Here is a 24,566-nt window from a genome sequence, read left to right on the forward strand (position 1 = left end):
TATATCACATTTTCCTATACTGTAAAGCTTTAATAACTCAATTTTAGAACAATATCCTGTGGATAATCTCCAAAGCCGTCCCCAAATATATTAATTCCGCCTTTGTGTGCTGCATCCTCCTTAATTCCGATCTTCACCGAAATATAATCCTTGTCAGAAAGGTTGTATTTTTCCAGTCCGGCATCAGAAATCTTTTCACCGTCCAGAAAGCTTCCGTCCTTTTTTACACACCAGTTCTTTAACATGCCATACTGGGTCTTATCCGATGACCACCATGCCGGATTCAGCTTCCCGCGTCTTCCGCCGAAATCGCTCGGACTTTCCCACGTTCCAACCTCAACGTCATTGATCCACAGTGTAATATCAGAAGGCCAGTCCATATTGTACTCATGGTCTTCCGAACATATTTCTGCGGACACCTCCACTTTCCTGAGTGTTTTCTTTTTTAATGTCACATTTGGAAAACGGTATTCCAAATATCCATTTCCAAACCAAATGAGCTTTGCATTTACCCTTGCAGGATTATAAAATACCGAAGCCTCATCTTCCACATCAATGTACCCGTCCTGAGATACTATTCCGCAAGTCGGCTCCACATGGTAATCCACATAATTTCCGATTGGCATGTGGATCTCATCGATTTCTCCTTCTTCCTCCTGCTGTAAGTCAATAAAAATTCCATCTACTTTCTTTCTGCAGATTTTCATAGATCCTCTGACTGCTGCCCGAAGTTCTGTCTCAATCAGTCCAGCTTCCTCAAGAACCCGAACATGCAGCGCTGCCGAAGATGCCGGTATCTGTAAACATTCGGCAATTTCATTTACATTATAAGCTCTTTCTTCCAGTTCACTCAAAATCCGGAGTCTCAATTCCGATGACAATGCTTTTCCAATTAATGCAAGCTGTTCTTTTTGGCTCAAATTATACTTTTCCGTTCTATCCATCTTTCTTTCCTCTTTAATGCACTATATTTATTATTTTATACCAAAAATCTTGTTATATTTATTTTAACTTTTCTAGTGACCATCGTCAATTATAAATGTTATAATATCTCCAAGAACAAAAGACAGGTGATGCAAATGTACATTTTTATTGTAAATCCGCACGCTCGTTCCGGTCTCGGACATGTCGTGTGGGACGAATTAGAATCTATTTTAAAAAAGCAAAACATACCTTATAAAGCGTATTTTACAAAATATCAAAAACATGCGACCGAGATTGCCCGCAAAGCCACCTCCGATGATGCTCCTTCCACTTTGGTTGTACTCGGCGGAGATGGTACGATAAACGAAGTGGTAAACGGAATCCAAGATTATGAAAAGGTGATTCTGGGGTATATTCCAATTGGCTCAAGCAACGATTTTGCCAGAAGCCTGAATATCCCTTCTTCACCCAAAGAGGCTTTGGAGCTTATTCTCGCGGCACATGACACCTGCTCGATAAATATCGGACGATTGCAGTATCAAGACCGCTTGAAACATTTTGCCGTAAGTGCAGGTATTGGCTTTGACGCCGCTATCTGCCACGAGGCAGTCATTTCAAAATTGAAAGTTGCATTGAATAAGATCCACCTTGGGAAACTCACTTATGCCGGCATTTCCCTGCACCGTCTCTTTCTGACAACACCCCAGAAAATGACAGTAACATTGGATCATAAAGAAGAATTCTCTTTTCCATCTGCATATTTTGCCGCAATTATGAACCACAAATACGAAGGCGGAGGGGTCAAATTCTGCCCCGATGCTCGCCCCGATGACAATCTGCTCGATGTAATTGTTGTTTCTGATCTTTCAAAATTAAAGATTCTCACCCTCCTTCCGACAGCATTTACCGGTTGGCATACGCATTTTAAAGGTGTCCATACCTATCAGTGCCGCCATGTGAGCATTCACGCAGAACGAGCATTGCCGGTTCACACAGACGGAGAACCTGTATTTTTGCAAAAAAGCATTTCCGCCTCATGCGATTCTAAAATGCTTCAGGTCATCGTGCCGCAAAGGAGGTAGTTATGTTTTTTATTGTATTACTATTTTTATTGTTATTCTTGTATTTGATCTTCATCTGTCCGAATCTCGCCAGACGTAAAATGATGGAACCATTTTTTCATACAGAATTCGCCCATCGCGGCCTGTTTTCAGATGCCCGTGCCATTCCTGAAAATTCCATGAAAGCTTTTCAGGAAGCAGTCAGGCAGCATGTCGGCATCGAACTTGACGTCCATCTGACAAAAGATGAAAAAGTAGTCGTTTTTCACGATGACACGCTCACAAGGATGTGCCAGATTGATGCCCTCATCGAAGAAACCTCTTATGAAGACTTGCAGAAACTTTACCTGAATCACACATCGGAAAAAATTCCGCTTCTCTCCGATGTGTTGTCGTACGTCAACGGTCGTGTTCCGCTTTTGATCGAATTAAAACTTCCTACAAAAAGCACCAGACTCTGTCATGAAGTACACAAGCTTTTGGAAACTTATCAGGGAGCTTATCTGATTCAGTCTTTTAACACAATCGGGATTTTCTGGTTTCGAAAAAATGCCCCGCATATTCTGCGTGGTCAGCTATCCTCGAACCTGACAAAGACACGAAAGACCGAGCCTTGGCTTGCCTGTTTTCTTGTCCGTTTTCTCCTTTTAAACGGTATTGCAAAACCCGATTTTATTTCTTATAAATTCAAAGACGCCTCCAACATCAGTCTCCGAATAATAAGAATTCTCTACCGCACACCGGTCGCAGTCTGGACACTTCGTACACCAGAATCATTTCTCCAGGCAAAACGGCAATACGATATGGTCATATTCGAAAAAAAGTTTTAAAAATTCTAAAGATAGTATGAAGACTGTTGTTGCTCAATCTTTTTCATGCTATAATCATCTACATACTTTAATTCACTTTATGAAGGGATTTTGATAGCATGAAAAGCTTCCTACAAAAACATAGACATGCATGGGTTTTTCTTTACGGATTCATTTACCTTCCTTGGTTTTTTTATCTGGAAAAACATGTGACAACAGATTTCCATATTATCCATACCAGTCTCGATGAAAAGATACCATTTTTAGAGATATTCATCATTCCTTACGGACTATGGTTTGTATTCATCGCAGTGACTGTCGGATATTTCTTTTTCACAGATAAGACTGATTTTTATAAACTTTCAGCCTTTCTCTGTATTGGAATGACGATTTTTTTGATATTTTCAACTATTTATCCAAATGGGCAGATTTTACGTCCGACAACATTTGAGCACGACAATATTTTTGTCGATTTAGTAAAGCAGTTATACCGTGCTGATACACCGACGAATATTTTCCCAAGCCTGCACGTGTATAACTCCATCGGTGCCTGCATTGCAATTATGCATAGCCAAAGATTAAAAGAATATCGATGGATTCAATACGCCTCGCTTGTACTTGGCGGACTCATCATCTTATCTACCATGTTTTTAAAGCAACACTCTGTGATCGACGTGGTAGGCGCCGGTGCAATGGCTGTAATCTGTTATCAGCTCGTATATGTGGCTGCATTCAAAAAACAGCCGGCCATATCCAGACAAACAATTTAGGACCAGCAGATTGCTGGTCCTATTCTTATTCCTCATATTTTTCCTGTCCAAGTTTGATATCCACAAAATCGGCATAATATTCAAATGCTGCCGGAATTGGATACTCTCTTTGCACTTCCTCCGGATGGATGAACAACATTTTCTCTGTACAAGATTTTTCCAACTCATCTACTCGAATGGCAAACCCGGTCATATGCCATTCCACATGGCTGAAAATATGTTTTGCCACCCCCAGTTCCTTTATTCTCAGCGGCTGCAGTCCAATTTTCTTACTGTATTCCAGCGCTTCATCTGCACTTAATTCTCCCTCAATATTCGGAAGTTCATACAATCCTGCCAAAAGGCCTTTTGCCGGACGTTTCCGAATTGCTACATTCTCGCCATCCTGAAAAATGAATACTGTCCTCTTTTCAATCTTTCTCGCTTTTGCTTTTGTCTTCACCGGGAGCTCTGACTCAATTCCTTTTTCCCTCGCTTCACAGAGCTGCCTCAACGGACACAGCAGACATTTCGGTTCCCCATTCGGCACACATACAATTGCACCAAGTTCAATCAGACCCTGATTAAAATCACTCGCCGCATTTTTCGGAATGATACGTTCCAGCTGCTCTTCTATCCTTGTTCGCACGCTCGCTTTCATAATGTCATCATAGCTTGCCGTGATCCTCGAAACCACACGAAGTACATTGCCATCGACCGCCGGTTTTGGAATCCCAAATGCAAATGAGCTGATTGCTCCCGCCGTATAGTTTCCGATTCCTGTAAGACTTTTTATCTCCTCGTAGGTCTTGGGAAATTCTCCATGAAAATCTTCCATGATCTGCTTTGCCGCTTTCTGCATGTTCCGCACACGGTTGTAATATCCAAGACCTTCCCACAACTTCAAGAGCTGGTCTTCCTCCGCCTCCGCCAAATCCTTTACTGTCGGAAGCGCATTTAAAAATCGGGCATAAAACGGCTTCACCGCCTCCACTCTTGTCTGCTGCAACATAATCTCTGACACCCACACACGATAGGCACTGATCTGTTCTCTCCACGGAAGTTCTCTTTTATTCTCCCTATACCATTCGACCAGCGGATCTGCGATTTTCTTTAGATTCTCATCCTCCAAAAGAACAGGCACTTCCTTTCCAATCTCAATGCTGTCTTTTCCAACTTTACAGTCATATGCAAGTACATGCACTCCCTGCTCCTTCGCTCGTTTTAGCGCTTCGCCAAATGCCGGCTGCGTTTCCATATTCGGAGTAAAATACCGCACGCCTTTCATCTGGATCACAAAAAAGATATACGCTTCATATCCTTCTTTTGTCGCCTCACAAAGCTCTTCGATGTGCTTTATCCCCCGCTCAGTCGGTGCATCCGGAAATTTTACAATTCCATTTTCCTCCAGTGTGACTCCTTTTACTTCTACAAAGATTTTTCTATCTCCCTCTTCCACATAAAGGTCAAATCTGGATTTCCTGTACGTCTTTTCCGGTCTGATCACTATCGCGTCCGGAAACAAATTCCCTTGCTTAATCCATTCCTCCACTACTTTGTTCGGTATCTGGGAATCCATATTGATCATACGTTTTCCTTTTTTTACACCGATCAGATCCCACTGGGTCTTTCTATCCGGATTTTCTGCCCGCTGCACATACACCGATGCATTCGGTGTCAAAAGTTCAGCACAACGCCCTGTATTTTTCACGTGCACGGTCTCTTTCTTACCCGCAATTTCTACATACGCAATAAAGCGATTGGGACGTTCAATGAACCTCCCAATCTCAATTCTTTCATATTTCATTTAACTTAAAACCTCTTCCCAGGAAACCTCTTTAAATCCCGGAACAGCAAACTCTTCACCTACTAAAAGCGGACGTTTCACAAGCATTCCATCTGTCGCAAGAAGTGCATATTGCTCTTCTTCTGTCATATTCGGAAGTTTATCTTTCAGCCCGAGTTCTTTATACTTCATACCGCTTGTGTTGAAAAAACGCTTCAGTGGAAGACCGCTTTTTTCATGCCACGCCTTTAATTCTTCCGCAGTAGGATTTGCCTCCACGATATGTCTGTCCTCAAAGGCAATGCCCTTTTCCTCCAGCCACTTCTTCGCCTTTTTACAGGTCGTACATTTTGGATATTCTACAAATAAAATACTCATCACGTTCTCCCTCGCTTTCTTACAATACTTTTGACAAAAATTCTTTCAGACGCGGATCTTGTGGATTTTCAAAGAATTCCTTCGGCGTGTTGCTTTCTTTTACTTTTCCCTCATCAATGAACAGTACACGCGTTGCAACCTCTTTTGCAAATCCCATCTCATGCGTCACGACTACCATCGTCATTCCCTCATCTGCCAGTTCTTTCATCAGTTCCAGAACCTCTCCTACCATCTCCGGGTCAAGCGCAGACGTCGGCTCATCGAACAGCATCACATCCGGATTCATCGCCAGAGCTCTTGCAATTGCAATACGCTGTTTCTGACCACCTGACAACTGTCTCGGATATGCATTCTCTTTGTCAGGGAGTCCCACACGCTGCAACAATTCTTTTGCTTTCTTCTCCGCCTCTGCCTTTGTCATCACACCAAGCTTCACCGGTGCAAGCATGATATTCTCCTTTATCGATAAATGCGGAAACAGATTGAACTGCTGGAATACCATGCCCATCTTCTGTCTCAGTTTGTTGATATCACAATCTTTGCTTGTGATGTTATTCCCCTCAAACCACACTTCTCCGCCTGTCGGTTCTTCCAGAAGGTTGAGGCATCGCAAAAATGTAGATTTCCCGGAACCAGACGGTCCGATCACTACTACTTTTTCTCCCTTTTCAATATGCTCGTCAATTCCACAAAGCACCTTGTTTCCATGAAATGATTTTTGTAAATTCTTAGTGACGATCACCTTGTGACAACCTCCTTTCCAATAAACTCTGCAATTTTGTAAGTCCTAACACGATCACAAGATAGCAGCCTGCTGCTACAAACAACGGCGGCAATACAATGAAGTCTGTAGAACCAATGTACTGCGCTGCTTTTGTTAAATCTGTCACCGCAATTACTCCTGCCACAGAAGTCTCTTTGATCAATACGATAAACTCGTTTCCAAGCGCCGGCAGAATATTTTTCACTGCCTGTGGGACAATGATATAGCGCATCGTCTGTATATAGTTGAAGCCAAGTGAACGACCTGCCTCCATCTGCCCTCTGTCAATGGATTCAATTCCCGCTCTGATAATCTCAGCCACATACGCACCCGAGTTGATACCAAAACAGATTGCACCGACAAAAATTTCATTTGTGTCTCTTGCCGTAAACACCATATTGTACATGATCAAAAGCTGTACCATAACCGGTGTTCCTCGAATCACTGTCGTGTACACATTACAGAACCACTTCAAAATTCTGACAAAAATATTTTTGGAAACCGTTACTTTCACCACCGCAATAAACAGACCAATCGCCACACCGATCAGGATTGCAAATATGGAAATTAAAATAGTAACCTTCAGACCATCCAAATAAACCAAATACCGCTGGTCATAAATTACCGCATGATGAAACCCTTCTATAAACCTTTGTATGAAGTCCATCTTTTCTCCTCTCTTTCTTTTGTAATTGCATCAAAGAATCAGCAGACTATACAAAATCTGCTGATTCTAAAATTACTTATCTTCTATTTTACACTATTTTATTACTTTTGTGTATGGTTTGCTGTAAATTCTTCAATTTTTCCATCTTCAATCAACTGATCAATTACTTTGTTGATTTTATCCAGTAATTCCTGATTTCCTTTTTTCACTGCAATTGCATATTTATCTTCAAACAGCACACCATCTAAAATTTTCAATGTTCCATTAGAAGCTACTAATTGTTCTGCCGGATATTGGTCCATTACGATACAATCTACTTTGTTGTTTTTCAAATCTTCTGCAGCCTGAGCAAATTTTGTATAACGTTTTACTTCTTTCGGCTTGCAGTTTTCTTCATTTGATACCCAGATATCTGCGATATTCCCCTGCTGTACCGCAACTACTTTTCCGTCAAGATCTGATCCTGAAAGTTCTGCTCCTGCCGGAGTCACTGCCGGGCTTTCACCGTTTACAACGATTACCTCTGTTGAATTTACATATTCATGAGAGAAGTCCATTGTTTTCAAACGGTCTTCATCGATAGACACACCTGCTGCAACAAAATCTACCTTTCCGCTTGCAACCGCTGCCAAAGCACCGTCAAAATCCATGTTCTTGATCTCCAGCTCTTTTCCCATATCATCCGCAATCGCTTTTGCGATATCCATATCAATTCCGACAACTTCATTGCCTTTCATGTACTCGTATGGTGCAAAACCAGCCTCTGTTCCGACAATAATCTTGTCATCCTTAGCTTCCTTTTCTGTTTTATTACTTCCGCACGCTGCCATAGATACCACACATGTTGCCACCAATAATGCACTTAATAATTTCTTCTTCATAATCCAATCTCTCCCTTTCGCAATTTATTCTGCATAAAAATTCAACTCTGTGTTATATTCTATCACATTTTCCAAAAAAAGCAAGTGGCTATTTATACATTTTTCTTGCATAAATAGCCACCCGTTTGTATATTATTTTAAAAATCCGCTTGCCGCAAAGTACCCAAGCACGATCACACCCAAGATGATACGGTAATAACCAAATACTTTGAAATCATTTTTCTTGATATATCCCATCAAAAATTTGATTGCAATGATCGATACAACAAACGCCACCAGACATCCTACGATCAGCATAGCTGCTTCCATCCCTGTGAAGCCGCCGCCAACTTTGATAAACTTCAACAATTTAATTCCACTCGCACCGAACATAACCGGAATTGCAAGGAAGAATGTAAATTCTGCCGCCACATATCTGGAAGTACCAAGCAACAATGCACCGATGATCGTCGCACCGGAACGTGACGTTCCCGGCACAAGCGAAAGAACCTGAAATACCCCGATAAGCAATGCTGTCTGATAAGAAAGCTGGTGCAGTTTTGTCACCTGCGGTGTCTTATCTTTATTCCAATTTTCTATCACAATAAATAAAATACCATACAATATCAGTGTAATGGATACTACTACATAATTATGCAAATGCGCCTCCATCCAGTCATCCAACAGGATTCCAAGAACAGCCGCCGGTAAACATGCAACAATCACCTTCATCCACAACTGAATCGTATACACTTTCTGTTTTCTTGATTTCTTTGGTGAAAACGGGTTCAGTTTATGAAAATACAAAACTACAACCGCTAAAATCGCCCCAAGCTGTATCACCACATTAAACATCTCTTTGAATGCTCTGCTCGCCCCAAGCTTAATAAACTCATCTACCAGAATCAAATGTCCTGTACTGCTGATTGGCAGCCACTCCGTGATACCTTCCACGATTCCAAGTATAATTACTTTTAACATATCTAACATTCTTCTATTCCTCCTCTAGTCCAGCACAAACCTCTCAATTGCCTTTGCCACTCCATCTTCATCATTCGAAACGGTCACAAAATCTGCTGCCTTCTTGACAGGATCAGAACCATTTGCCATGGCAACAGCAAACCCAACTTCTTTTAACATCTCCACATCATTGCCACCATCACCGCACGCCATAATCTCCTCTCTTGAAATTCCAAGAGATTTCCCTAGCTGCAAAAGACCAAGTCCTTTGTTTGTTCCTTCTTTATTAATCTCCAGATTATTATCCATTGCTGCTGTGACAACGATGCCAGAAAGGGTATTCAGTTCTTCCAGTGCTTCCTCTTTATCTTTCTGATTTCTAAAAATTCCCTGTAGCTTATCTACCTCACACTTCATCGTCTGTAATTTTTCTTTTACATCTTTTACCGGAATTCTTGTGCTTTGTAAATATTCTGCCATATGAGGATCTTCAAAATATGCATATACATTCTTCAGACCATCTTCATTCATGTAGCCGACTCCGTCAACAAAAAACTCGTGAATTGCATGATGCTTTCTCAAAATATCTATAACTTTTTCGGAACTCTCCACTGAAAGTAAATTCTCATAAACTACCTTCTGCTTCTGCATATCCAATATTCTTGCACCGTTTGCCGTAAGCGCATATCTTATTCCCGGAAAGTGTTTCAGCTCATCAGGCACTCCCGAAAATGGACGTCCAGTAGCCACAACTACAGCCACTTCCTGCTCAATCGCCTTTTTTAGCACCTCTCTTGTATAGGCGGTCAGCTGTTTTTCACTGTTCAGCAATGTCCCATCCAGATCCACCCCAATCATCCTGATTGTTCTACTCATACACGGTCAGTTCCTTTCCTTCTTTTGTAAAACGCAGTAATTTCGTGCTTACCTTGTCAAATGAACGTTCAAACGATTGTATTCCATAAGCTTTCATCTCTTCAATCTGCTTTTGATTGCCTGCTGGAACAAATAGAACCATATCTTTCGTCGGCGCCATAATGACAATATCATCATCAAGCTTTTCACTGCACATAGACCAAATATACTTAAAACAAAGTGAACTTGCCTCATGATAACCGTCAGCGATAATACTAAAGCCACCATATAATGTGTGTCCAATTACAAATTTTACATTCCTTGCAAGATTCTCGCACGCTGTATGGTAAAGCAGTTCCATGTCCGTATCCGGCGGAAGCATATTGTCCTTTAATATTTCATATGTATCTTTGTCTCTTTCAATTACAAATATCACCATCAAATCCCCTGCAAAAGAGACTATCGGAGTATCTTTATCAGAAATATACTTTCCATTCAGTGCCTTATGATCTACAAGAGATTCTTTCACCCACGGATAAATCTTATCCTTGATATTCTCATAAAGATAATGCTCCTCTTCGTATTTCATCATATTCTACTGCCCTCTTTTCTTCTGCTATTTGATTCTATTCTAACAAAATTTGATTAATAACGCAATTTATAGTATAATATTTTAATAACTATTTATTCAGGAAAGGAATTACTTATGAAAAACAAAAAGTTAAAAATGCTGATACGTACCTGTTCCATTTTAACTTCCATCGCAGTGTTCACAGTTTTTGCTACTTCTTCATATGCTGAAGATTCTGTTGAATCACTTGAGGGCACAACATCAAACTTACAGAATGAATTATCCGATTTAAATAGTGAACTCGACGCCTTGAGTGGAGAACTGGATACCATTATGAAAAAGATGGATACCACCACAGCAGAAATTGAGCAAGTGAAAGCGGATCTTGCTGTTGCAAAAGGCGAGGAAGCAGCTCAGTATCAATCTATGAAACTGAGAATCAAACATATATATGAGAGTGGCAATACCTCTTATTTAGAGATGCTGTTTTCTTCTGCGAGCATGAGTGAATTTTTAAATAAAGCTGAATTTATCAGCGCTGTAAGCGAGTACGACCGCAATCGTCTGAAAGAACTGGTCGACGCACAGAATGCCGTTGCCGAAAAAGAAAAACAGCTTCAAACTGAGCAATCTCAACTGACGAAACTTCAGGATGAGCTCAATCAAAAGCAAGCGGATCTTACCGCAAAAATCTCTTCCACATCAGGCGAATTAGAGCAATATTCTGCAAAACTCGCCGAGGCAAAAGAGCGTGCAAAAGCAGCACAGGAGGCTCTCGACAAAGAAGTGACACCGGTTGAACCGGAGACACCGTCTGTTACTCCTCCTTCTGATAACGATAACTCTGATTCTTCTCAGAATCAGACTCCCGATGTCAGCGCCAGTGAATTAGAGATTTTTGCCGCATTGATTGAATGTGAGGCTGGAAGTACTGACTATGACGGAATGCTTGCCGTAGCCTCCGTTGTCATGAACAGAGTCAACCATAGATATTATCCGGATACCATTACCGGAGTAATTTATCAAAGTGGACAATTTTCTCCGGTTGCTTCCGGAAAGCTTGATAAAGTTTTAAAAAGAGGAATCAAATCTTCCTGTCTGGAAGTTGCAAAAGATGCAATTGCCGGAAAAAACAACGTAGGTGACTGTCTCAATTTCCGGGCGGCAAGTTCCGGACATAGCGGAATTGTAATTGGCGGAAATGTATTCTTCTAATGCAAATACTATTCATCACAGAAACGGAGGTATCTTAACATGGGATTCTTAGTTTGTGTCATTGCGGTAAGCATCATTGCCGCAATTGTTGCAGCTGTCGTCGCTGCTTCCACCGGTGCCTTAATCGGTGCGCAAGAAATAGACGACGAAGAATAAAAATGACTGCGGTTTTAAAGAAACCGCAGTCATTTTTATATATTCTTATTGATAATCAAATACATCAATCCATTTCATCAAGAAATCTTTTTCCATCTCATTATTCTTTGTCAGCTGTGCTGCCGCCACGATCGGAAGCCACTGTTCTACATACTGTCTTGCCGTATCACTCTTCTTGCAGAACAATTTCAAGTATAAATCAGCTGTCTCCTGATTGTCCAGCGCAAACAGCAGATAGGTCTTCGCTGCATCTGCACTTGCATTTCCCTGTGTCGCATGTGCCCAGTCAACGATTGTCATCTTTCCATTCTTTCCAACAATAACGTTACTTGGATTGAAATCTCCGTGACATACTTTATCATGTTTTGGCATGCTCTCCAAACGTGTCAGAAGCTCATACCTTGCTGTCGCATCCAAATCTTTCAAACTATTAATCTGTCTTGCCAATTTGTCTTTCAGTTTATTCAATCTAGGTGCTCTCTTGCTATGCATCTGCAATTGAAGATCTACAAAGTCTTCCATATACTTCTCTATATTGGCTGGATCTGTCTTCATCATCTCTCCAAGTGTCTTTCCGTCTTTGTATTCAATAACAACCGCCCATTTTCCATCAATCTCTGTTACACTTTTCACCTTAGGAATGTCAAGACCGGCTTCTTCTACTCTTGCCGTATTCAACGCTTCGTTAAACACATCTGCTTTTGAATGCGTTTTCTCAAATACTTTTACAATACCTTCGTCACATTTGTACACTTCTTTATATGCACGTTTCACGATTAAGTTGCTTTGTTCTAATTTCATATGTCCTTACCTCCTATAAGTATTACACCTTTTCTTATTTGATAAGTTTATTATACACCTTATTTGCAATTTTGCAATAGATTTTTGAATATTTTTTAACAAAGTTTTTCGCTATATTTTTATTGTCTTTTTCTTAACAAACTTCAAAAAGGGACAGGGGTAATGTCAATTGGGGACGTAGTAAAATTCAATTTTACTACGTCCCCAATTTAATAATTATTTTCCGTAATATACTTTTAAGTACATTTCTTTGATTTCTTTCATCAGTGGATATCTTGGGTTAGCACCTGTACACTGATCATCAAATGCCTGTTCAACCATATCATCTAATGTATCTAAGAAGTATTTCTCATCTACACCATAATCTTTGATTGTTTTCTCAATTCCTACTCTATCTTTTAATTCTTCGATTTTTACTAAGAATTTTTCAAATGTATCTTTGTCATCTTTTCCAACAACACCGCAGAATCTAGCACATTCAGCATATCTTTCTAATGCGTGTGGATACTGATATTGTGAGAATGTTCCCATCTTAGTAGGTACATCTGTTGCATTGAATTTCATAATTTCTGTGATTAACAATGCGTTGGCAACACCATGTGGTAAGTGATGGAATGCACCTAATTTATGTGCCATTGAGTGGCATACTCCAAGGAATGCATTTGCGAATGCCATACCAGCCATGCAAGAAGCATCTGCCATTTTTTCTCTTGCTTTTGGATCATTTGCTCCGTTTTCATAAGCTGATGGAAGGTATTCAAAAATGTTCTTCATTGCTTTTAATGCAAGACCATCTGTATAATCTGTTGCCATGATTGATGCATATGCCTCTAAAGCATGTGTTAAAGCATCGATACCAGAAGCACTTGTCAGTCCTTTTGGCTGGCTCATCATATTGTCAGCGTCGATGATCGCCATCTTAGGAAGTAATTCATAATCTGCTAACGGATATTTTACTCCTGTTTTTTCATCTGTGATAACTGCGAATGGTGTTACCTCAGAACCTGTTCCTGAAGATGTAGGGATTGCTACAAAGTAAGCTTTCTCTCCCATCTTAGGGAATGTATATACTCTCTTACGGATATCCATGAAACGCATTGCCATATCCATGAAGTCTGCTTCTGGATGTTCGTACATTACCCACATGATCTTTCCGGCATCCATTGCTGAACCACCACCAAGAGCGATGATTACGTCTGGACCGAATGCTCTCATTGCCTCAGCACCTGCTTTTGCACATTCAAGTGTTGGGTCTGGAGCTACTTCGTAGAAGCATGTGTGCTGGATTCCCATCTCATCTAATTTTTCTTCGATACCTTTTACGTATCCATTGTGATATAAGAAGCTGTCAGTTACGATAAATGCTTTCTTTTTACCCATTACTGTTCCTAATTCATCAAGTGCAACAGGCATACATCCTTTTTTGAAGTAAACTTTTTCAGGTGCTCTAAACCAAAGCATATTCTCTCTCCTCTCAGCAACTGTTTTGATATTGATTAAGTGTTTTACACCAACGTTTTCAGATACAGAGTTTCCACCCCATGATCCACATCCCAATGTAAGAGATGGTGCTAATTTGAAGTTGTAAAGATCACCGATTCCACCGTGAGAAGAAGGTGTGTTTACTAAGATACGGCATGTTTTCATTGCTGCTGCATGTTTTGCAAGCTTCTCTGTCTCTGCCGGATGAACATAGATAGAAGATGTATGTCCGTATCCACCGTCAGCTACAAGCTGCTCTGCTTTTGCAATTGCTTCATCAAATGTTTTTGCTTTGTACATAGCAAGTACCGGAGATAATTTTTCATGAGCAAATTCTTCAGAAATATCAACAGATTCCACTTCCCCGATTAGAATCTTTGTCTCTTCCGGTACTTTTACTCCTGCCAGTGCTGCGATTGTATGTGCTGACTGACCTACGATTTTAGCGTTTAATGCACCGTTGATGATGATTGTCTTACGAACTTTTTCAATCTCATCTTTTTTCAGGAAATAACATCCTCTGAGTGCAAATTCATCTTTTACTTCTTTATAAACTTTTTCCAAAACAGTTACAGACTGTTCTGAAGCACAAATCATACCATTGTCAAATGTTTTTGAGTGGATGATTGAGTTAACTGCCAGTTTAACATCAGCTGTGTCATCGATGATAACCGGTGTGTTACCTGCACCAACACCAAGCGCCGGTTTTCCTGAAGAGTAAGCTGCTTTAACCATTCCAGGACCACCTGTTGCAAGAATGATGTCTGCGCTCTTCATTACTTCGTTTGTAAGCTCTAATGAAGGTACGTCGATCCATCCGATGATTCCTTCTGGTGCTCCAGCTTTTACAGCTGCTTCCAATACAACTTTTGCTGCTGCAATTGTCGCATTTTTTGCACGTGGATGTGGGCTGATGATGATTGCATTTCTTGTCTTTAATGCGATCAATGTCTTAAAGATTGCTGTCGAAGTTGGGTTTGTTGTAGGAATAACCGCTGCGATCAAACCGATTGGCTCTGCAATCTTCTTAATTCCATAAGCTTTATCTTCTTCAATAACTCCACATGTTTTTGTATCTTTATATGCATTGTAAATATATTCTGCTGCGTAATGATTCTTGATTACTTTATCTTCAACGATACCCATACCAGTCTCTTCTACTGCCATCTTTGCCAATGGGATACGCTGTGTATTTGCTGCTACTGCTGCTTCAAAAAAGATCTTATCTACTTGTTCCTGTGTAAATGTAGCAAATACTTTCTGTGCTTCTCTCATTGCTTCCATTTTTGCTACAAGAGCTTCTACGTTATCAATAATTCCTGGTACGTTCGTTTCCTTCTTTGACATATCAATATCCTCCGTAAGTGTTGTATTTCTTTACTACGAGGCTTAGTATACTACCTCGTTAAATATTTGTCAATATATTGTCTCCTTTTTTCTCATTTACGACTTTTTACACAATGAATTTTCCATTTTTTTTATTTCATTATGCAATTTATACAGTACAGAAATAAGTTTTTTCTGGTTTTTGACTTGCAAATACTTGTTTTTCAACCTTTTCTCACATTATAACTATTTACGACTCTCTTTGTGAATATCTGTTTACGTTCTTCCCAAAGCACATTATCGTTAATATAATAACAATCATTTCTGTTTTTACAGTTTCAACTTCGCGAATGCATCTGCAAATGCAGTATTCACCGGCTCTTCTTTTTGCTGTTTCAAATACCTCTGTACATCCTTTTTGCTCACGCCTGCACCTTCTTTTTCCCGTCTCGCCTTAAATGCTGACATCTTTTCTTTATGACCGCAAGTATTACATACAAATTGTTCTTCATCCCCTTTTTTGATGATCTCCATCTTCTTATGACATTGCGGGCATCTTGCATTGGAAATCCTTGCAACCACCTCTTTATGTCCGCACTCTCTGTCCTGACATACAAGCATCCTTGCATTCTTCCCGTTTACCGCGAGCATCGGTTTCCCACAATCCGGACACTTTTTATTTGTCATGTTATCATGTCGGAATGTTCCGGTTCCACCTTTGATCTCGTCGATGATCTCCACCGTATATCCTTTGATCTCCTGAAGGAAGGTTTCTTTTCTTAGTTTCCCTTTTGCAATATTGGAAAGCTTCATTTCCCAGTCTGCTGTTAATTCCGGTTTCCGCAAATCTTCCGGCACAAGTTCCAAAAGCTGTTTCCCCTTCGACGTAATGTAAATCTCTTTTCCACGCAATTCCATCAGATAAGAATGGAATAGCTTGTCGATAATGTCCGCTCTTGTAGCAACTGTTCCAAGCCCTCCGGTCTGGCCTAATGTTTTAACCGCCTGTTTATCGCGGGATTCCATATACTTCACCGGATTTTCCATGGCAGACAATAATGTTGCCTCATTAAATCTTGCCGGCGGCTTTGTCTTTCCACTGGCCATCTGCACCTGTTGTACGGGAAGTGCTGCCCCTTTGTTCACTTCCGGAAGTGACTGTTCTGACAACTGTTCTTCCACATCTGTCTCATCTCCGTCTCCCAGTTCATAGACTTCTTTCCAGCCCGCATGTTTTACGATTTTTCCTCTCGCAGCAAATCGTTCTCCTGCCGCTTTCCCAAGCAATGTCGTCTGCTCATACTCAAACGGCGGATAGAGAACACTCAAAAATCTGCGGACAACGAGATCATAAATTTTTCGCTCCTCGTTTGTCATATGCTCCAACTGCACAAACTGCTCGGTCGGGATGATCGCATGGTGATCGCTTACTTTCTTGTCATCCACAAATGATTTGTTGACCTTGATCGGCTTCATAATCAGGCTTCCCGCAAGCTTTTTATATGGACCTACACTTACTGCTCGCAGTCTGTCTTTCAAAGTGTCAACCACATCATTTCCGATATATTTGGAATCTGTTCTCGGATAGGTCAATACTTTATGGTTCTCATACAGGCGCTGCATGATGTTCAATGTCTCTTTTGCGGAGAAGCCAAATCGCCTGTTGGCATCTCTCTGTAATTCTGTCAGGTCATATAATCCTGGCGCAAATGATTTCTTCGCAGATTTTTCCACCTGTTCCACGACCATAATTTCACCATTCAAATCTTCTGCCAGCTTTTCTATTCGTTCTTTTGAAAATGAACGGTAGCTTCCCGACTTTTGATCCTGCCATGTCCACTTGATTTTTCCTGCCTGCACAGTCACACCATAGTACTCTTTCGGCTGGAATGTGCGAATCTCTTCCTCCCGCTTTGCAATCATCGCAAGTGTCGGTGTCTGTACACGCCCGCAAGACAGCTGCGCGTTGTATTTGCACGTTAACGCTCTTGTTGCATTGATTCCTACAAGCCAGTCCGCCTCTGCTCTTGAGACTGCCGCTGCGTACAAATCATTGTATTTCCTTCCATCCACAAGCTTTGCAAATCCTTCTTTGATCGCCTTATCTGTCACGGAAGAAATCCAAAGTCTTTTGATTGGCTTGTGGCAATTTGCTTTTTCCAGAATCCACCTTGCCACAAGTTCTCCTTCACGTCCGGCATCTGTGGCGATGATGATATCCCCTACATCTTTTCGAAACATCTGTGTCTTCACCGCATTGTACTGTTTTGCCGTTTTCTTAATGACAACCAGTTCCATCTTCTTAGGCATCATCGGAAGCACCTGCATGTTCCACTCCTTGAATTTTTTATCATACCCTTCCGGATCCGCAAGTGTTACAAGATGTCCTAATGCCCATGTAACGATATATTGATTTCCCTCGATTGCTCCGGAAATATTTTTATTACACTTCAGTACTCTGGCAATGTCTCTTGCCACAGACGGTTTCTCTGCAATTACTAATGATTTCATGTCTTATTTTCCCATCCTAATTTTATTTTCTAATCAAAGAAGCAGCCTCTTCATAATCTTCTTTTTTCACATACACTACATATTCATACATAAGTTCCGGTTTTTCTCCGCATGTCCCAGTTACCGCACGCGTTCTTCCACCCAAAGCCGAACCACTACTTCGATTCACGGTCTTCACTTCATACGGCATATGGTTTTTGGCAAGAATATCCCTGACTTCCGCCTGTTTTTCCATACTTGCTGTGACAATCAATTCTTTTCTGTTAAAAATCGTAATCATGGTTTTCCTCCTTTGCACTGCCTTTGTATTCTCAACAAGTTCTTCCGAACTTCCTGAAACGTACAATCCTCCGGATTTACCTGCAAAATGTAATTCACCTTTCCCATCAGATGCTGAAGGTACCGCTCTTCTCCTTTTTGCAGCCACATTTGCGCCCCAGTTCTCTGTAAATGCTCCTGTACTCCATATTTTCCACAGTAATAGACAGCCTGTCTGACATCTCTCCGATATGTTTTAGACACCTGCGCTTTTTCATTGACAACGATTCCGGTCACAGATTGTCTGTTATATTGTTTCAGCACTTTCGTCTTTTTCAAATTCAATTCAAATCCAAGTACCTGAAGGTAACTTCTTACTTTTTGTTTTACTTCCCGCACATCAAATTTCCCGGAAAACGTCATGTCATCACAATATCTTGTATAACAAATTTCCCGCTCTTCACACCATTTTCCCATATATTGGTCAAAGGAAAACATCACCAGATTTGATATCATCGGTGATGTCGGTGCTCCTTGCGGAAGATAGTCCCTGTAACAGCAAAGTTGGGTCAGCAGTGTACGCACTGCCGGCGGATAATATTCTCCCGAAAAAACACACTGGTACACCATAATATATGTAATATTTTCAAAAAAATCTTTGATATCCAACTCCAAAATTGTTTCTGCACCGACATGTGCAAACGCATTGTCACGAATCCTTCTCCCCGGACAATAGGCTTTTGCGTACTTTGAAACTTTCTCTTCACTTAATATTATTCGCAGAATATTTTTCTGCATCGTATGCAGAAGATAATCCGGAACAAGCAGTTTGCGCCTGCCACCTTTCTTTTTCGGAATAAAAACTTCACGATAGTGTTCTTCTATGTGATTACTGACCGCATAGATACATTTCAACGTTTTTTCTTTCGGAACATTTGCCCTTTCCAGTAAGTTCAAAGAAAGAATTGCCTCTTTGTCTTCCTCTTTCGAGCGATGCTGCCATAATCTTTGATTATCCATAATCTATCCTTTTCTTTCCAAAAATAAAAAAGCAGGAACAATACAATAAAGTGATTCCGTAAGATGCGTAGATGTACTCGGACCGCAAGGTCCATGCACACGAAGTGTGCAAAAGTACCTCGAAGCAGCTTATCGTTTCATCGTTTCATCTCCTGTACCGGGCAGCGACTCGCTCCCCTGCCAAAACATCTGTCTTGGATATGCTATCGTTCCTGCTGTTATTCAATTATAATACTATTTCTTCTCTTCCGCAAGATATGCCGCACCAAGTGCCCCCGCAAATCTTCCAAATTCTTCCGGCATCACATATTTTCCCAATCTTTCTGACAAACGTGCCGTAAAGTAAGTGCTGTGGCTTAGGCCCCCTGTCAATATGATTGTATCTGCCAACGCCTGTCTCTGCGCAAGCTGCGCCACCTTTACCACAACGGATTCAATCACACCGGCCGCAATATCCTCTTTTGCCCGTCCTTCTCCGATATAACTGATTACTTCTGATTCCGCAAACACGGTGCACAAAGAACTAATAGGGATACTCTTTCCTTGTTTTGCCAAGTCAAACAGCTCATCCAGCGTAATACCCAGTCTGTTTGCCATGATCTCTAAAAATTTTCCAGTTCCCGCAGAACATTTATCATTCATAAGGAAATCCATCACCACACCGTTACTTACCTGGATAACTTTTGTATCCTGTCCCCCCACATCGATGATCGTACAGTCTCCACTGGCAAGCTCCCGCCCGCCTCTTGCATGGCAGGTAATTTCTGTTATGACTTTGTCTGCAAAATCAACCGCAACTCTTCCGTAACCGGTTGCTACCACTTTAGTCTCCTGTGCTGTCACATCAACCCCTGCATTTTTCAGACGTTCTCGTATGATGTTTGTCGTCTCCTTACTGCTCCATCCCGTCGGCAGTACAAAATACATCTCATTGTCTCCACGCACTACGACCTTGGATGCAGTAGATCCAATGTCGATTCCTACATAGTTCATACTCTTTCCTCCTCAAGCATACTTTCTATTCATATCGAATCTCTGCCAGTATCAGACCATGTGGAGGTGCCGTCACTCCGGCAGCCTTTCGGTCTTTCGCCTCTAAAATCTCTTTCACCTTTTCCGGCTCATAAAATCCACGTCCGACACGGATCAGTGTTCCCACGATAATGCGAACCATGTTGTAGAGAAAACCATTTCCGCTGATTCGGATCGTAATCTCCTCTCCATCTTTCAAAATCTCAAGCTCAGTAACTGTCCGCACCGTGTCTTCCACATCTGTCCGCACATTGCAGAAACTGACAAAATCATGTTCTCCAATCAGATATCCTGCTGCCTTTCGCATCTTTTCAACATCCAGATCATAGGATACAAAATAATTTGTAAGCCGTTTTGTCGGAATCGGAATCCTCATATTTAAAATATGGTACTCGTAAGTCTTACTGCAGTCACAGTACCTGGGATGAAAATCTTCTGCCACCTCTTCTGACTTTACAATAACGATATCCTCCGGCAATCTCTGATTCAATGCATAGGAAATCCGCTCCGGCGGAATCGTCGTATGCGTGTCAAACACTGCAACATTTCCAAGGGCATGCACTCCTGAATCAGTCCGACTTGCCCCAATCACCTGAATATCCTCACCAGTCAACTTTTTTAATGCCTTGTTTACTACTTCTTCTACCGTAATTCCGTTCGGCTGTACCTGCCAACCACAATAATTTGTGCCGTCATAGGCAATTGTCAACTTTATTCGCTTCATACTTTAAAATATCCACACTTTAAATGGAACTAACCTCCCTATTACGATCACAGCCACCATATACACAATAGTAATGGCATATGCGATATAGTCTCTGCTTTGATATACAAGCGGTTTCATCTTTGTACGTCCCTCACCGCCGCGATAACATCTTGCTTCCATTGCCATCGCCAAATCATTTGCCCGTCGAAATGCTGACACAAACAAAGGCACCAAAATCGGAATCATGCTTTTTGCTTTTTGAATAATATTTCCGCTTTCCAAATCCGCCCCTCTTGCAATCTGCGCTTTCATGATCTTATCTGTCTCTTCCAAAAGAATCGGAATGAAACGAAGCGCAATTGACATCATCATCGCAATCTCGTGTACCGGCATCTTGATTTTATTGAATGGCCAAAGCAGTTTTTCAATTCCATCAGTCAGTGCATTCGGTGTTGTTGTAAATGTCATAAGCGACGAACCAATAATCAGGTAAATCAGACGCACCGCCATATAAACAGCCGTCCGAAGCCCTTCTTCCGTCACTTGAAAAATCCAGGCTTCAAACAAAACATCTCCACCTTTTGTCAAAAACAGGTTGAACACAACCGTGATCATCAAAAGCATGATGATCGGTTTCAAACCTTTCAGGATAAATTTCAGCGGTACCTTGGAAATACGGATAACTGCTACCAAAAACACGGTTGCAATCGCATACCCCAAAACACTTTTAAATAAAAACAAAGAAATCAAATAGAATAAAGTACACATTATTTTGACCCGCGGGTCTAAGCGGTGCAATTTACTATTCGCCGGGTAATATTGCCCAATTGTAATATCTCTAATCATTGTTTCTCCAATCTTATATCTCTTTCATAATCTCATCTACTGCTTCTTCAATCGTCGTTACCTCCGTGTTCACATGCATTCCTTTCTCAGAAAGCGCGTGCATAATATAAGTCACCTGCGGTGCTGCAAGCCCTACTTTTTCCAGTTCTTTGTAATGTGCGAACACTTCTTTCGGCTCCCCGTCATACATTTTTCTGCCTTTGTTCATCACGACAATACGGTCCACATATTTCGCAATGTCCTCCATACTGTGCGACACAAGAATAACTGTCAGATTCCGTTCTTTTTGAAGATACGCAATCTGATCCAATATCTCATCGCGTCCTTTCGGATCAAGTCCTGCTGTCGGCTCATCTAAGACAAGCACCTTTGGTCGCATAGCAAGCACTCCTGCAATAGCCACACGGCGTTTCTGTCCTCCCGATAAATCAAACGGAGAAGTGTCATAATATTTTTCAGAAAGTCCTACAAGTTCCAGTGCCTCAATCGCACGCTTTTTGCATTCTTCCTCCGTAAGCCCCTGATTCTTCGGTCCAAAACAAACATCTGTCAGGACATCGATCTCAAATAACTGATGTTCCGGATACTGGAACACAAGTCCTACATTATTCCGAAGTTGCCGCAGATTATACTTCTCATCATAAATGTTCTCGCCATTATAGTAAAGCGCTCCGCTTGTCGCTTTCATCAGTCCATTCAAATGCTGGATCATCGTCGATTTTCCAGAGCCGGTATGCCCGATTACCCCGACAAATTCACCCTCATAAATGTCAAGATTGATATCCTTCAGCGCTCGCTTTTCATATGCAGTCCCAGAACTGTATACATACTCGATATGCTCAAGTTTTAATATTGGATTCTCTTTTTTCTCTTTTTTGACAACCGTTTCTGCATGACCAACATATGTCTTCTTTTGATTCTGCCGCCAGTCTCCTGCTTTCTCCAATGCCTCAATCAGCTCGTTTGTCGTCAAAATTCCTTCTTTAATATCTAATCCTCTCTGTTTTAATCCATGTGCCAGCATTGTCACCTGCGGTACATCTAATCTATATTTTTTCAACAGTTCTACTTGGCTGAAAATCTCTCTCGTCGTTCCGTCCATGACAACATGTCCCTGATCCATGACAATGACTCGGTCTGCTCCAATCACTTCCTCCATATAATGCGTGATCAAGATAACCGTCACATGTTCTCTTTTTCTAAGTTCCTCCACTGTGCGCAGCACTTCTTTTCTGCCGTTCGGATCAAGCATCGCCGTAGGTTCATCCAAGACAATACATTTCGGACACATCGCAACAACACCAGCGATAGCTACGCGCTGTTTCTGTCCGCCGGATAATTTATTCGGGGAATGATGACGGTACTCAATCATTCCGACCGCAGACAGGCTCTTCTCGACCCGCTGCCAGATCTCTTCTGTCGGAACACCAAGATTCTCCGGTCCGAACCCGACATCTTCCTCCACAACTGTTCCGATAATCTGGTTGTCCGGATTCTGAAACACCATTCCGGCTGTCTGTCTGACATCCCATAGATTCTCCTCTTCCTTCGTGTCCTTTCCATCCACCCACATTGTGCCTCCGCTTGGCACTAAAATTGCATTCATGTGCTTTGCAAGTGTGGATTTTCCTGATCCATTATGTCCTAAAATCGCAATAAACTGCCCAGGCTCTATGTCAAGATTCACTTCGTCAATGGCACAATGTGTTCCGATTACATTGCCCTCTTCGTCACGTTTCTCATATTCAAATATTAAATTGTCTGTTTTGATCATGCTCATAGACTTTCCTCTTTCCATGTTATTCACTGGGTTTTATTTTACTTCATCTCTTTCTCATTTGCAACAATTCTTTCCCCTGCCGACACTTTATTTACAAGAATGATTCCGGCGCTTACGCAGAGTAAAGCCACCAGATTCTTCAGTGAAAAAATATCCTCTCCCAAAAATACCGCCGACAATCCCGCTCCAAAAATCGGAATGGAAAATCCATAAATCGTAACCTTTCCGACCGGATTATACTTTAATAATGTCGTCCACAGACTGAACGCAACCGCCGACAGCATCGCCATATAAAATAGAAGCAAAGATGACTTCACGGTAAATCCACTGATATTTCCATCGAGTAAAAATCCAAAACCAATCAGAGCAGCGCCTCCCACCATCAACTGGTACGCTGTGATTGCCATTGCCCTCCCCTTTTTTGATACAAATTTCATCAACACCGAACTGGTTCCATAGATGATTGTGCAGATTGCAACCATCCCTTCCCCTTTCAGTGAAAATCCACTTCCCCACGCTCCCGGTGACAGGTTGATGATGACAACTCCCGCAAATCCGAGAATACATCCGACGCCTTTCTTCCACGTCATCCGTTCTCCTTTCACAAGGAAATGCGCCACGATAATGGACACAAACGCATTCGACGCATTGATGACAGAGCCTTTCACTCCGGTTGTATTAGCCATTCCGATATAAAAAAAGATATACTGCAGAGTCGTCTGAAAAATTCCGATTCCCGCCACATATGGTATTGCTGATTTTTTTAAGGTCAAAACCCTTTTTTCAATAATACATCCCATCAAAAACGTAAGTATTCCTGCTCCGAAAAATCGGTATCCTGCAAACAAAATCTGGCTTCCTGTCGTTTTTATTTGTAACAGCTCATACCCGATCTTCACACATGGGAACGCGCTTCCCCAAAGGGCACAGCAGATCAGCGCCATCACACATATTACAATCGGTTTTTTGAATAATTTCTCCATTTTGTTTCTCCTTTTCCATTTACACTTGACTTTCCTTTTTGACTTGTGATATGTTTTAAACAGTTCT

Annotated in this window: 23 protein-coding genes and 1 pseudogene; 4 read left to right on the forward strand and 20 right to left on the reverse strand. The window is 41.4% G+C overall.

Annotation, left to right across the window (positions count from 1 at the left end; genetic code table 11):
- Positions 1–29: 29 nt before the first annotated feature.
- On the reverse strand, positions 30–944 hold the full coding sequence (locus BQ5364_RS13525) for an ArsR/SmtB family transcription factor (RefSeq protein ID WP_071144461.1): 915 nt from the start codon (positions 942–944) through the stop codon (positions 30–32).
- Between the two features lie 135 nt (positions 945–1,079).
- Here BQ5364_RS13525 and BQ5364_RS13530 point away from each other — a divergent pair, with 135 nt between their 5' ends.
- The 3 genes from BQ5364_RS13530 (at position 1,080) to BQ5364_RS13540 (ending at position 3,564) form a co-directional block, all read left to right on the forward strand.
- Positions 1,080–2,006, forward strand: a complete 927-nt coding sequence (locus tag BQ5364_RS13530; RefSeq protein ID WP_044988305.1) for a diacylglycerol/lipid kinase family protein — start codon at positions 1,080–1,082, stop codon at positions 2,004–2,006.
- A 2-nt stretch (positions 2,007–2,008) separates the two neighbouring features.
- Positions 2,009–2,815: a glycerophosphodiester phosphodiesterase family protein gene (locus BQ5364_RS13535; RefSeq protein WP_044988307.1), complete on the forward strand. Its 807-nt coding sequence runs from the start codon at positions 2,009–2,011 to the stop codon at positions 2,813–2,815.
- 98 nt (positions 2,816–2,913) lie between these two features.
- Positions 2,914–3,564: a phosphatase PAP2 family protein gene (locus tag BQ5364_RS13540; protein WP_004614858.1), complete on the forward strand. Its 651-nt coding sequence runs from the start codon at positions 2,914–2,916 to the stop codon at positions 3,562–3,564.
- 25 nt (positions 3,565–3,589) lie between these two features.
- Here BQ5364_RS13540 and mutY read toward each other — a convergent pair whose 3' ends face one another.
- The 8 genes from mutY to BQ5364_RS13580 form a co-directional block, all read right to left on the reverse strand.
- On the reverse strand, positions 3,590–5,350 hold the full coding sequence (gene mutY, locus BQ5364_RS13545; protein WP_071144462.1) for an A/G-specific adenine glycosylase: 1,761 nt from the start codon (positions 5,348–5,350) through the stop codon (positions 3,590–3,592).
- Positions 5,351–5,707: an arsenate reductase family protein gene (locus BQ5364_RS13550; RefSeq protein WP_004614860.1), complete on the reverse strand. Its 357-nt coding sequence runs from the start codon at positions 5,705–5,707 to the stop codon at positions 5,351–5,353. It abuts the gene before it with no gap.
- A 19-nt stretch (positions 5,708–5,726) separates the two neighbouring features.
- Positions 5,727–6,449, reverse strand: a complete 723-nt coding sequence (locus tag BQ5364_RS13555) for an amino acid ABC transporter ATP-binding protein (RefSeq protein ID WP_004614861.1) — start codon at positions 6,447–6,449, stop codon at positions 5,727–5,729.
- Complete coding sequence (locus BQ5364_RS13560; protein WP_004614862.1) at positions 6,436–7,137, reverse strand: amino acid ABC transporter permease; 702 nt, start codon at positions 7,135–7,137, stop codon at positions 6,436–6,438. The genes BQ5364_RS13555 and BQ5364_RS13560 overlap by 14 nt, the downstream gene beginning before the upstream one ends.
- Positions 7,138–7,238: 101 nt before the next feature.
- Positions 7,239–8,018, reverse strand: a complete 780-nt coding sequence (locus BQ5364_RS13565) for an ABC transporter substrate-binding protein (RefSeq protein ID WP_022250333.1) — start codon at positions 8,016–8,018, stop codon at positions 7,239–7,241.
- A gap of 132 nt (positions 8,019–8,150) precedes the next feature.
- A complete protein-coding gene (locus BQ5364_RS13570) occupies positions 8,151–8,987 on the reverse strand; it encodes an undecaprenyl-diphosphate phosphatase (RefSeq protein WP_004614864.1) in 837 nt (278 codons plus the stop codon).
- Positions 8,988–9,002: 15 nt separating this feature from the next.
- Positions 9,003–9,833: a Cof-type HAD-IIB family hydrolase gene (locus BQ5364_RS13575; protein WP_004614865.1), complete on the reverse strand. Its 831-nt coding sequence runs from the start codon at positions 9,831–9,833 to the stop codon at positions 9,003–9,005.
- Positions 9,826–10,404, reverse strand: coding sequence for a hypothetical protein (locus tag BQ5364_RS13580; RefSeq protein ID WP_004614866.1), 579 nt, complete (start codon positions 10,402–10,404; stop codon positions 9,826–9,828). Before BQ5364_RS13580 ends, BQ5364_RS13575 begins: the two co-directional genes overlap by 8 nt.
- Positions 10,405–10,518: 114 nt before the next feature.
- On the opposite strand from BQ5364_RS13580, the gene BQ5364_RS13585 reads away from it, so the two are divergent.
- Positions 10,519–11,598, forward strand: a complete 1,080-nt coding sequence (locus tag BQ5364_RS13585; protein WP_004614867.1) for a cell wall hydrolase — start codon at positions 10,519–10,521, stop codon at positions 11,596–11,598.
- 201 nt (positions 11,599–11,799) lie between these two features.
- On the opposite strand, the gene BQ5364_RS13590 is transcribed toward BQ5364_RS13585, so the two are convergent.
- The 11 genes and pseudogenes from BQ5364_RS13590 to BQ5364_RS13635 form a co-directional block, all read right to left on the reverse strand.
- Positions 11,800–12,555: an aminoglycoside phosphotransferase family protein gene (locus tag BQ5364_RS13590; protein ID WP_004614868.1), complete on the reverse strand. Its 756-nt coding sequence runs from the start codon at positions 12,553–12,555 to the stop codon at positions 11,800–11,802.
- Between the two features lie 216 nt (positions 12,556–12,771).
- Complete coding sequence (gene adhE, locus BQ5364_RS13595) at positions 12,772–15,384, reverse strand: bifunctional acetaldehyde-CoA/alcohol dehydrogenase (RefSeq protein WP_071144463.1); 2,613 nt, start codon at positions 15,382–15,384, stop codon at positions 12,772–12,774.
- 309 nt (positions 15,385–15,693) lie between these two features.
- On the reverse strand, positions 15,694–17,874 hold the full coding sequence (locus BQ5364_RS13600) for a DNA topoisomerase III (protein ID WP_071144464.1): 2,181 nt from the start codon (positions 17,872–17,874) through the stop codon (positions 15,694–15,696).
- A gap of 22 nt (positions 17,875–17,896) precedes the next feature.
- Positions 17,897–18,154, reverse strand: coding sequence for a hypothetical protein (locus BQ5364_RS13605; RefSeq protein WP_022250326.1), 258 nt, complete (start codon positions 18,152–18,154; stop codon positions 17,897–17,899).
- The gene (locus BQ5364_RS13610) at positions 18,151–19,152 is read right to left on the reverse strand and encodes a reverse transcriptase family protein (RefSeq protein ID WP_004614872.1); all 1,002 of its coding nucleotides are present in this window, start codon (positions 19,150–19,152) and stop codon (positions 18,151–18,153) included. Before BQ5364_RS13610 ends, BQ5364_RS13605 begins: the two co-directional genes overlap by 4 nt.
- Positions 19,153–19,386: 234 nt before the next feature.
- On the reverse strand, positions 19,387–20,145 hold the full coding sequence (locus tag BQ5364_RS13615; protein WP_071144465.1) for an acyl-CoA dehydratase activase: 759 nt from the start codon (positions 20,143–20,145) through the stop codon (positions 19,387–19,389).
- A 25-nt stretch (positions 20,146–20,170) separates the two neighbouring features.
- Positions 20,171–20,908: a tRNA pseudouridine(38-40) synthase TruA gene (gene truA / locus BQ5364_RS13620; protein ID WP_004614874.1), complete on the reverse strand. Its 738-nt coding sequence runs from the start codon at positions 20,906–20,908 to the stop codon at positions 20,171–20,173.
- 3 nt (positions 20,909–20,911) lie between these two features.
- Positions 20,912–21,736 (reverse strand): energy-coupling factor transporter transmembrane component T family protein, encoded by an 825-nt coding sequence (locus BQ5364_RS13625; RefSeq protein WP_071144466.1) that lies wholly within the window; start codon positions 21,734–21,736, stop codon positions 20,912–20,914.
- Between the two features lie 13 nt (positions 21,737–21,749).
- A complete protein-coding gene (locus BQ5364_RS18940) occupies positions 21,750–22,682 on the reverse strand; it encodes an energy-coupling factor transporter ATPase (protein WP_318253615.1) in 933 nt (310 codons plus the stop codon).
- Positions 22,680–23,516 (reverse strand): annotated as a pseudogene (locus tag BQ5364_RS18945) (energy-coupling factor transporter ATPase); the annotation flags it as partial. The pseudogene BQ5364_RS18945 and the gene BQ5364_RS18940, both read right to left, overlap by 3 nt.
- Before the next feature lie 38 nt (positions 23,517–23,554).
- Positions 23,555–24,499: a DMT family transporter gene (locus BQ5364_RS13635; protein ID WP_004614877.1), complete on the reverse strand. Its 945-nt coding sequence runs from the start codon at positions 24,497–24,499 to the stop codon at positions 23,555–23,557.
- Positions 24,500–24,566: the final 67 nt, after the last annotated feature.

It is taken from the genome of Coprococcus phoceensis (genome assembly GCF_900104635.1).
GTDB classification, from domain to species: Bacteria; Bacillota; Clostridia; order Lachnospirales; family Lachnospiraceae; genus Faecalimonas; species Faecalimonas phoceensis.